Source organism: Streptomyces gardneri (genome assembly GCF_006539185.1).
GTDB lineage: Bacteria > Actinomycetota > Actinomycetes > Streptomycetales > Streptomycetaceae > Streptomyces > Streptomyces gardneri.
Genome location: NZ_BJMN01000015.1, coordinates 198,694 through 208,226, shown reverse-complemented (window position 1 = coordinate 208,226; position 9,533 = coordinate 198,694). Strand labels below are relative to the sequence as shown.

General features: G+C 68.9%; 12 protein-coding genes and 4 pseudogenes. 7 read left to right on the top strand and 9 right to left on the bottom strand.

Going from position 1 to position 9,533, the window contains the following annotated elements; genetic code table 11:
* Positions 1–10: 10 nt before the first annotated feature.
* From SGA01_RS42865 to SGA01_RS13895, 4 genes and pseudogenes are all read left to right on the top strand, one after another.
* Positions 11–349: a WD40 repeat domain-containing protein gene (locus SGA01_RS42865; protein WP_371866031.1), complete on the top strand. Its 339-nt coding sequence runs from the start codon at positions 11–13 to the stop codon at positions 347–349.
* Positions 350–407: 58 nt separating this feature from the next.
* Positions 408–815: pseudogene (locus SGA01_RS13905) on the top strand (transposase); the annotation flags it as partial.
* A gap of 44 nt (positions 816–859) precedes the next feature.
* Positions 860–1,105 carry a hypothetical protein gene (locus SGA01_RS13900; protein ID WP_141296805.1) on the top strand — a complete coding sequence of 82 codons (246 nt, stop codon included), beginning with the start codon at positions 860–862 and terminating at the stop codon, positions 1,103–1,105.
* Positions 1,106–1,464: 359 nt separating this feature from the next.
* A pseudogene (locus SGA01_RS13895) lies at positions 1,465–1,719 on the top strand (transposase); the annotation flags it as partial.
* A gap of 66 nt (positions 1,720–1,785) precedes the next feature.
* Here SGA01_RS13895 and SGA01_RS13890 read toward each other — a convergent pair.
* On the bottom strand, positions 1,786–3,126 hold the full coding sequence (locus SGA01_RS13890) for a serine/threonine-protein kinase (RefSeq protein WP_167534089.1): 1,341 nt from the start codon (positions 3,124–3,126) through the stop codon (positions 1,786–1,788).
* A 152-nt stretch (positions 3,127–3,278) separates the two neighbouring features.
* Between SGA01_RS13890 and SGA01_RS13885 the strand changes: the two are divergent.
* A pseudogene (locus SGA01_RS13885) lies at positions 3,279–3,596 on the top strand (ferrous iron transport protein A); the annotation flags it as partial.
* Between the two features lie 60 nt (positions 3,597–3,656).
* Here the strand turns inward: SGA01_RS13885 and SGA01_RS13880 are convergent.
* On the bottom strand, positions 3,657–4,412 hold the full coding sequence (locus SGA01_RS13880) for a hypothetical protein (RefSeq protein WP_141296803.1): 756 nt from the start codon (positions 4,410–4,412) through the stop codon (positions 3,657–3,659).
* A gap of 249 nt (positions 4,413–4,661) precedes the next feature.
* On the opposite strand from SGA01_RS13880, the pseudogene SGA01_RS42590 reads away from it, so the two are divergent.
* Positions 4,662–4,894: pseudogene (locus SGA01_RS42590) on the top strand (NF041680 family putative transposase); the annotation flags it as partial.
* Between the two features lie 12 nt (positions 4,895–4,906).
* Positions 4,907–5,149 (top strand): low temperature requirement protein A, encoded by a 243-nt coding sequence (locus tag SGA01_RS13870; protein WP_229918555.1) that lies wholly within the window; start codon positions 4,907–4,909, stop codon positions 5,147–5,149.
* On the opposite strand, the gene SGA01_RS13865 is transcribed toward SGA01_RS13870, so the two are convergent.
* The 7 genes from SGA01_RS13865 to SGA01_RS13845 form a co-directional block, all read right to left on the bottom strand.
* Complete coding sequence (locus tag SGA01_RS13865) at positions 5,135–5,410, bottom strand: hypothetical protein (RefSeq protein WP_141296802.1); 276 nt, start codon at positions 5,408–5,410, stop codon at positions 5,135–5,137. The genes SGA01_RS13870 and SGA01_RS13865 overlap by 15 nt on opposite strands.
* 38 nt (positions 5,411–5,448) lie before the next feature.
* A complete protein-coding gene (locus SGA01_RS41965) occupies positions 5,449–5,697 on the bottom strand; it encodes a transposase (protein ID WP_255325187.1) in 249 nt (82 codons plus the stop codon).
* Positions 5,698–5,802: 105 nt separating this feature from the next.
* Positions 5,803–6,732 (bottom strand): transposase, encoded by a 930-nt coding sequence (locus SGA01_RS41960; RefSeq protein ID WP_229918556.1) that lies wholly within the window; start codon positions 6,730–6,732, stop codon positions 5,803–5,805.
* A 117-nt stretch (positions 6,733–6,849) separates the two neighbouring features.
* Positions 6,850–7,059, bottom strand: coding sequence for a hypothetical protein (locus SGA01_RS41955; RefSeq protein ID WP_229918557.1), 210 nt, complete (start codon positions 7,057–7,059; stop codon positions 6,850–6,852).
* A 314-nt stretch (positions 7,060–7,373) separates the two neighbouring features.
* The gene (locus tag SGA01_RS13855; protein ID WP_141296801.1) at positions 7,374–8,093 is read right to left on the bottom strand and encodes an SGNH/GDSL hydrolase family protein; all 720 of its coding nucleotides are present in this window, start codon (positions 8,091–8,093) and stop codon (positions 7,374–7,376) included.
* A complete protein-coding gene (locus SGA01_RS13850) occupies positions 8,090–8,560 on the bottom strand; it encodes a cupin domain-containing protein (RefSeq protein ID WP_141296800.1) in 471 nt (156 codons plus the stop codon). The genes SGA01_RS13855 and SGA01_RS13850 overlap by 4 nt, the downstream gene beginning before the upstream one ends.
* Positions 8,561–8,642: 82 nt before the next feature.
* Positions 8,643–9,479 (bottom strand): AraC family transcriptional regulator, encoded by an 837-nt coding sequence (locus SGA01_RS13845; RefSeq protein WP_141296799.1) that lies wholly within the window; start codon positions 9,477–9,479, stop codon positions 8,643–8,645.
* Between the last annotated feature and the right edge of the window lie 54 nt (positions 9,480–9,533).

Below are 9,533 nucleotides of genomic sequence, written 5' to 3'. Positions count from 1 at the left end.
CGAGGGGACGGTGCGGGTGTGGGACCTGACTTCCGGCACCCCCATCGGCCAGCCCATAGACGCCCACACCGGCGTGGTGACCGCAGTGGCATGCACGACCATGGACGGCGCCCCCATCGCGGTCACCAGCGGCAACGACGGAACAGTGCGGGTGTGGGACGCTCGTACTCACCAACCGGTAGGACTGGTCGCTGCGAGCAGTCCATCCGCTGTATCCGTAACCTCCGACGGGTACCTCGTCATAGGTACAGGACACGATGTAGCAGTCTTCACGCGGCAGGGACGAGCAAAGCTCAAGACCTGTGGATCGGTTCCGGGAAGTGCGCGGAGGGCGTACCTTCCCGAATGATCCTTTGATGGTCACCGAGTAGGCCCGCGTTCGCAGCGCGGGTCGGGAAGGCACCCCCGTGCTCAGCGTAGTCACCGTCGACGGCTCCACCCAGTCCGGCTCCCTGATCGACGAGATCGTGCGCGAGGGCGCCCACCGGATGCTGGCCGCCGCGCTGGAGGCGGAAGTCAACCAGTACATAGCCGAGTTGGCGGCCGAGACCGACGAGGCCGGCCGGCGTCTGGTGGTCCGCAACGGCCACCACCGGTCCCGGACCGTGGTCACCGCTGCCGGTCCCGTCGAGGTCAGGGCCCCGCGCGTTAACGACCGCCGCGTTGATGAAGAGACCGGCGAACGCAAGAGGTTCTCCTCGAAGATCCTGCCGCCGTGGTGCCGCAAGTCGCCGAAGATCTCCGAGGTGCTGCCGCGGCTCTACCTGCACGGACTGTCGTCCGGGGACTTCGTGCCCGCGCTGCAGGAAGAGCTGCTGGCGTTCTACGACTTCCCGTCTACGAACCGTGGGCCGAGAAGATGGCCCTGGCCACGACGCGCTATCCGTTCCTGACCCGGCGCCTGCGCGAATGGTCCCTCTTCCGAGCCATCACACTGCGGCAACCGTGGCGTCCGGACGCTCTGCTCGACTCATCCGACTGGCTCCAGCTCAAGACGGCCGAAGCGTCGAACGCCGCAGCCCTCGAGATCCTCGCCGACAGCGGTCGCACCAAGCGGATCCGCAACACCGCTCGGATCAACCTGAAGCAGCAGAGTCGACGCTGATCGCAGTCAACTCATCCACAGGTCTTGACTATTGCTCGCCCCGTCCACCGACTGTCCATGAGCTCCTCATGCACACGGGGTCGTCGCACACGAAGCAACCATCAAAACCCAGGACACCGACACAGCCAGTGCACAACAAGAGCATCGCCGTCACCCCACTTCACCACCACAAGGCACCGTCTCGACATCCCCGGCACGGGCCGTGAGGTCGATCGGGGACATGGACACCCTCCAGCCGCCTACCCGACCAGACGCGACTACCGCTCACCACGCTCGCCTACAGGTGCCTTCCGGGCCGGGTGCCAAGACGACTGGGGTCTGTTGCGAAAGTAGATCTTGTTCGTTCATGATCACATCCCGTGGGACGTGGAGATCTGACGAACGGCCAGTGGGCCCGCGCCGGTGCCCCTTGGTGTGACGTGCCGGAGCGGTACGGGCCGTGGGACCGGGTCTATGACCTGTTTCGGCGCTGGCAGCGGGACGGCACCTGGGCCCGGATCCTCACTCAGCTCCAGACCTAGGCGGATGCCAAGGGCTTGATCACCTGGCAGGTGAACGTCGACTCCACGGTCTGCCGGGCCCACCAGCACCCCGCCGGGGCGGCAAGAAAGGGGGACCTTCAAAAGGAGCCGCCCGGCAGCCTCGTCGTCGAGCCGGCCGACCACGACCGACTCAGATCACTAACTCGAGGCAACGCTGCCCACCTCCTCGCACGCGGTGACGACATCGACGTACGCGGAGTCCCGCACGGTGTCGCCGGTCCTTTCCTCGAAGGTGCGCGCGTAGCCGTCGAGGGCGGTGGTCACGCCGGGGTTCTTGGTCCTGGCGGACGCGTCGCGGAGCCGCTTCGCCAGCCGGTGCGCCCCGCTTGTCACGGCCGGATCGCCGAGGCGGAGGCCTTCGGCGTACGAGGGGTTTTCCTCCTGGAACGCGCCGAGGGCCCGGAAGGCGTCGTCGCAGGCGGCTCGGGGGTCGTCGGTGCTCCCGAAGGGCCAGACCGACCAGGCCGTCCACACCATCGCCGCGCCGCACAGCAGGAGCGCGAGGCCTCCGACGGCCCGCCGACGCGGCGCGGAAGAGCGACGCGGCGGCCCGGTGGGCGCGGTCGCCGGGAGACTGGAGCGAGGCGCGGTGACGGTGAGCACGTCTGGCAGACCCGGCCCGCCGGGCGCGTCCGGTATGCCTGGCGCCTCCGGCATGCTAGGTGCGTCTGGCGCTTCCCGCGCGTCTGGGGCAGCCAGCGCCGCCAGCGCCTCCGGGACGGTCAGGCGGCGGTCCGGGTCCTTCTCCAGCAGACCCGCGAGGAGCGGTGCGAGCCGTCCGGCCCGGGTGGGCGGCGGGGCCTCCTCGAAGAGGACGGCGGAGAGGCAGCCGGTGGGGGTGCCGCGCCGGAACGGTGAGATTCCCTCGACCGCCTGATAGAGCGTCGTCCCGGCCGAGAACAGGTCGCTCGCCGCGAGTCCGTCGGTGCCCCGCGCCCGCTCGGGTGCCATGTACTCCATAGAGCCGATGACTGTCCCCGCGGCCGTCAGGGCGGTGTCGTTGTGGTGGACCGCGATACCGAAGTCGGCGAGGAGGACCTCGCCGGTCCCGGCGAGCATGACGTTGGCCGGCTTCACGTCGCGGTGCACGGTTCCCGCCTCGTGCGCCGCCCCGAGCGCCCCGAGCAGTTTCGCCGCGAGCCCTGCGGTCTCCTCCACCGACAGCGGTCCGTGGGCGTCGAGCCGCTCCTGCAGGGAGCAGCCGTCGATCAGCTGCATGACGACCCAGGGGAGCCGGTTCTCGACGACGACATCGTGGACCCCAACGATGTTCGGATGGTCGCGCAGCCGGGCGGCGTTGCGGGCCTCGCGGGTCGCGCGGGCCAGCCGTTGGGCCCGCTCGTCCTCGGACATCATCGGGAACAGCCACAACTCCTTGACCGCGACGTCGATGCACAGGGTCTCGTCATAGGCCTTCCACACCCGCCCGAACCCTCCGGACCCAAGCTCGGAGACCAGCCGGTAGCGGCCTGCGATCACTTGACCCGGTCGCGCCCCCTGCGTCACGGCTGCCCCCCGGACCTCGTCGCTGTCCTGCCCGCGTTCAGCCTAGTGACCTGAGTCGGAGATGTTCCGGTAGTTCTCGCGAGTGGCTTGATGTGCCAGAGGCCGGACTCCAGCAGGCCGGGCCGGAGTCGCCGTACGGCAACCCGATCCCGGGCCTTGAGGAGCTGGGCGAGAAGGCGGAGGCCGAGGCGTTCCTCGACGACTCGATGGTCTCCCTCGCCGACCTGGACGCGACCGGCGGCAAGACAGTTGTCGTCCGCCGCATCGGCGAGCCGATCCAGACGGACGCCCAGCTGATGTACACGCTGCGCCGCGCGGGCGTGCAGCCCGGCTCGGTCGTCTCGGTGTCCGAGTCCCCGGGCGGCGTCCTGGTCGGCTCCAGCGGCGAGGCGGCGGAGCTCGACCCGGAAGTCGCGGCGCACGTCTTCGTGGCGAAGCGCTGACGCGAGCCCTTCACGGCTCCTGGTCTCCGAGGCCCCTGGCTCTCGCGGTCCCCCTACCGGTCAGAGGTAGGGGACGGCGAGACCCAGGACGCCGAGACCGAGGATCCCGAGCGGGACGATCAGGCCGAAGCTGTACTTCACGAGCAACCAGCCGAGCGGCTGTCGGATGACGTTGATGCTCGGGCGCTCCGGGGCGTAGACGACATAGCCGGTCTGGTTTCTCGTTTTGCCGTTGCTGTGGTGCACGTTCCCGCTCGTGTCGGTGAAGGTGAAGTGCTCCGGCCATCCGTTGGGGTGCTGGGGCAGGGTGCAGAGGACGGTGATGCCGCGTCGGGCGCATATGACCCGGTGGCGGATCTTGCCGGCGACGCTGACGAAGCAGACCAGGCCGAAGAGGGCCGCGAGGGTCGCTACGACGGTGAGGAGGGCCATGTCGACGTAGTAGGCGACGCCGATCCAGATGGTGTAGCCGAGGAAGACGAGCAGGGCGCTCCACCGCATCCAGGCATCTCCGGCCCTTTTCTCCTTGGTGACGACAAACACGCTTCCGGCCGGGTCCCGTTCCTCGGGAAGGGCCTTCTCCAGGGAAGTGAGGAACGCCTCGGTGGCGGTCGGGTTCCCGACCGGGATCCAGTAGGTCTTCTGATCGGTGAGGAGGATCCTGATCTGCGTCTCGCCGTCGGCCATGGCCACGCGTTTGATGACCGCGTAGGGGATCTCAATCCGTACCCGGCCGCCGTCTTTGGTGAGCGTGAGGTGGTCGGGTCCGAGGGCGGCGGTCGAGGACCCCTGCACGAGTATCTGTTGCGAGTTCACGCCTGATCGACCCGCGCGGGACCTCGACGGATGCAAGTGCCCCAGTCACGAATTGGTTGCGGGACGGCGGCGGTGGCGTCAATACGCCATCGTCCGCCCCGGTTTACGGCGGAATCGCCACGCCCGTACTTCCGGCGTGCCACGCTGATACAAGCTGTGCGTGCGCTGCCGGGAGGACCGGGAGGAGCGGCCCATGAGGACGACCGGTGACAGAGGGTCCTGGTGCCCCGACGACAGCAGGCCCCTGTCCTGACCTGGAGCCCCGAGCTCTCAAGCGCAGTCCCGTCGGACCGTTTCACCCAACTCCGTCTCGCCCGGCCACTGACGGCCGACCGGCACCGTCCATGGGAGAAACCCACGCCGTCCGACCGCCTCACCCCAGCCCGGTCCGTCGCGACTTCCGGCACATCCGCCCCAACACCGCCTGCCCGGCCCAAGCACCGAAACCCAGCCGCCCCGGACCCGGACGTCCACCAGGCCGCAGCGCCAACCTCGTGCTGGCCGCCCTGGTCGCCCTCGCGGTCGGCAGCGAACTCGTCATCGCCCACCCCACCGGCCACGGCTCCATCGCCCTCGCCCTCCTCCTCTTCGGCGGCCCCGCGCTCTACCTCACCACCACCGCCTGGTTCTTCGGCACCACCGCCGGCGGCGCCTGGAAGGAACGCCTCCTCACCGCCGCCACCCTCGCCGTCACCGGCGTGGCCCATGTGCTCGTTGATTGGCTACTCAAGGGCTAGGTAGCCAGGTGACGGATGAACCAGCTCGGGGTGTTCCACTACGTACCGATCGCCGTGGATCGACAGCATTGCCCAGTGCCATGCCTCGTCGTGAAAGATCAGCCCGCGGAACGACGCCTCAGCCGACTCGTATGGGTAACACTCCAGGGCGGCCTCCCTCGCCTCCTCCGGCGTCAGCCCGCCGTGATGCTGCATTACCCATGCGTAGCCACGCCGCTCGGACTGCAGGTAGTCGAGATACTCAGCTTCGTTCCATGTCACGGCGTAAGGGTAGACCGGTCGCCGAAGGCGGCGGCGTCTCACTGAAACAGGATCATTTTTCGGAGCAGGTCGAATCCGGCTCGTCCGTAGAGCTGCCGCTTGATCTTCTTGATGCGGTTCACGGAGCCCTCGATGCCGCCGGAACTCCAGTCCAGGGTGAGCCCGGCTGTCACAGCGTCGAGGTCCCGGAGCAGGTGGAGTGCGAAGCCGGTGCGGCCGGGCAGCTGGCTGGCATCGACCGCCTCGATCCAGGCAGGGAGCCTGGCACCGAGGCGGCCGCTGAGGATCTCGCCGAAGTCGCGGACATGCCCGGCGACCGTGTCCCGTTCGGGGCAGCGGGCCAGGACGTTCTTCAGGGCGGCGCGGTCGTCTTCGGTCAGCGCGGTGGGGTGTCAGGTGAGCCAGCCGGTCACCTGCCGCACCGTCGGAGGCCGGGGCGGCGCGTCGACCGGAACCGTCCGCAGGCTGGCGATGTGGGCGCGGACCAACTGGTAAGTGACTGGCGCGCTGTCGGCGAGGAGCTCGCGGTGGAGATGGGTGACGCCAGTGCATCCCTCGACGAATCGCCGTTCCAGATAGAGCTTGTAGGGGTCCAGCCTGCCAGCGTGCGGCGGTCGCGTTCCGGAGCACGGTGTTGAGGCCCCAGCCCAGGTGCCGGGCGATCGCCCGGCGGGTGAGTGGCCTTGGGCAAGCATCTCGTGGACCAGAGCATATGCTGCCTTCTTGCGCTCGGCCTGCCGGCCGACGGGGTCCGAGTCGCTCTGCGGCCAGCCGGAGTCCGGGCGGGTCGTCCCCGGCAGTGTGCCGCTGGGCGACGGGTTGCGCAGGCAGTCGCGGTGGACGGCGACGCAGGTCTCCACGGCCCGGCCGAGGCCCTGCCACAGATGGAACCGGTCGGCGACTTGCAGAGCGTCGGGGGCACCGCGCCGGGCGCCCTCGGCGTAGGAGCCGGCCCGGTCCCGGCAGATGATCTCCACACCGGGGTGACGGATCAGCCAAGCGACCAGCGGCCCGGCCTCGCGGGTGGGGAGCACATCGACCACGCGATGGTCTTCGACGCTGGTCAAGACGGTGGAGTAGGTCTGGCCGCGGCGGATCCCGAAGTCGTCCACGCCCAGCACACGCGGCGTGCTGAACCGCGGATCGGGCAATGCCATGACCCTGCGTATTAAGGTCATCCACCCGGCGCCGAAGCCCAGCTGGGCCGCCAGCCGGGTGCCCGCCCGGCCGGCCAGCGCGAGCCCCACCCGTTCCAGGGCGTGGTTGAGCCGGGTGGTGAACCGTACGTGCGGGGGCGGCCAGCCGGGAGAACGGCTCGGCAAACGTCCGGCGCGGACAGTCCGCCGACCCGCAGATGAAGCGCCGGCCCGTCAGCCGGATCACAAAGCCCAGCTCAACCAGCGGAAGGTCCTTCAGCCTGCGCTGGTTCGGTCGTGGACTCAGCCCGAGAGGCGGCCGCAGTCCGGACATGCCGCCGCGGCCGCGCGGCCTCTCGCCACCACCTCAACCGTGCCGAACGCGGCCGCAACCGCCTCGACCTCCACCTCGTCGATCCCGTCGAACACCAGCGAGTCCCAGAACGATGCATCGATCTGCATGACCAGCACCATCACCGTCCACCGCCGACCACGGCAGAGGCGTTCAAGCACTTGCCGGAGCGTCATTTCTGGCTGCCGCACGGCAAGGCGTACGCCGTCTCGCACGAGCCAGTCCCCCGTAATCGAACAACGGGGTAACGCTCCGCGACGGCTCCCTGTGCCAGAACCTCCTCGTCATCGACAGAGCCACCGGCTCGCCGAATGGGGTCGCGGTCGACGACAGCAGCTGCCACGGGACCGTGACCCAGGTGCCCTCGCGGTGGTCACGCAGCCAGACGAGCCGGATGTCGTAGGCGTTGACCGGCTGGATCGGATGCCACCTCCGCGCGGTAGATGGCATCCGACTGGCCGGGCGCCGGAACCAGCTACGCGCTCTGGGTCAGCAGACCGGCGTCGATGACCTCAGCGATAAGGGTGGCGCCGCGGCTGTTCTGGTGGATGTGGTCGGTCGTGAGCACGAGACCTCGCCGCCGCGAGATCGTGTCGAGGCTGCGGCGCAGCACTGCGTGCTGGACGAGGACGCCGACGACCGCTGCGGGCGTCACCTCCCGGTATGAAATCGGCGGCGGGTCCGCTTGGCGCAGTTCCTCGATCTGGCGTTCGTGGAGCGGAAGGTAGGCCACCTCGTTGGTGGCGGCGACCTCGGCGATCATCCGGCTGTACGCCTGCGATGTCTGTGCCGCCGCTCCGTCGAGTTGTTGGCCGAGTACCGGTAGCGACAGCAGACCGATCGTCGCGTCGGTCTCCGCTCGCAGCCGTGCTATGACGGCTCCCAGGCACTGTTGGAACCAGCCGGCCGACGGGCGATCGGGGAGCTGTTTGCGCTTCATGGCTTGCTCGACGGGGTAGCCGGCAAGGCTTGCTCGGGCGTCGTTGGTCCCGATCAACACGGTGATCACATCGGGTGGGTTCGTGACGACAGCATCGAGGCGCTGCAAGAGGTTGTAGGCGAAGTCGCCGTTGGCGCCGAAACGGGCAAGCTGCACGTCACCGGGAGGGTGGCGTCGTCCGAGAAGATCCAGGTAGTCGACGCTGAACTGCGCGCGGGTGAGGCTGTCGCCGAGGCACGCGATGCGTGTCGTCACGGCGCTTCCTCCGGGCTGGGCGTGCCGACGTGTTCGGTCGGGCGGGTGTCGGTCCGAGGACGGTGGTCGGTGCCGAGGGTCGCGGTGATGGCCAGGAGGGACGTCGGCCCCTCCATGTCGACCACGTGCCATACTCCGGCCGGGTTGATGGTGGCCTCGCCAGGCCCGAGCAGAATGCGGTCGGGCACCCCGTCCACGTCACGGGTGACTGTCACAGACCCGCTGAGGCAAACGACCAGTTCGTCGCCTGCAGGGTGGCTCTCCCAATGGTCGCCGAGCCCGTCGCCGTCGAAGATCATCACCATCCGGCCCTCGGCGCCGTCTGCCGCGACCGCGGCGCTGTAGGCCTGGAGCACCTCCGGGGACAAGGTGAAGCCCTCGACGGGTTTCACTCTCGATCCCAGTCCGAGGTGCGCGGGGGTGGTCCGCAGGTCCATGGCATTGCGTTCGTGGTTGAGGAGTCTCATGCCGACGATCGTCCACGACAGCGATCGGGCGGTCTTGAAGAAAAGGGAAGAGAAGCCGACGCGACGGGCAGACGGTTGGCAGCTACCCGGCTCCGAGGAGGACTTCGCTGCGACGCCAGGCCGTCGGCGATCGGCCCGTGAACTCGCGCCAGTCCCGCACGAGATGGGCCTGGTCGGCGTACCCGGAGACGGTTGCCACATCGCCCCACGGGAGCGGGTCCTGCGCCGCCGCCAGTTCGTGCGCGTGCTCGAAGCGCAAGACTCGGGCGAAGGTCTTCGGGGGCAGGCCCACCTCACCGCGAAACCGCTCGGTCAAGTACCGACGGCTCCAGCCGAGTTCCGCGGCGACCGCACCAACCTGGACGCAACCCCGCGCGGCGACGAGGCGGCGCCACGCCTCGGCTACCTCGGGGCGCACCCAGCGCACATGGTCTCCGCAGGCGCCACGGCCGACAGCTCGGAGGAGCAATTCGTCCAGCGCGGTGAACCGTGCCGCCCATGTTGTCGCCGATCGGAGCCGGTCGACCAGCTCGACGGCAAGCGCTCCGAGAAGCTCGTCAAGTGGGACCAGTCGGTGGGCGAGCTCGGCGGCGGGCATGCCGTAGATGGCCCGGGCCCCGAGCGGTGTCAGCGATACCTGAACACCTTGCTGGCGTCCGTCGTGGTGAATCGCGACGGACCGGCACATCAGACCGCCGGCCACGCTACCGAATCGGGTGACCGGTGACCCGTCGTCAACGCCCGCCGCCACCTCCAAAGGATCTGACAGGCTGATCACCGCGGTGAGCGCGCGGCTCGGCGGGCCGCAGTGCACCCCCGTCGGGAGTCCGCGGAGGTCGAAGCCGACATACGAGTTGACGTACTGCCGCAAGACGGGCGCCGGACGTGCACCGATCCCAGTGGCCGTGTGGTCCTCCATTTTCGTCAGTGTACGAGCCGCCCAGCCCAGGAAGATCACAATCCGAGGACTGAT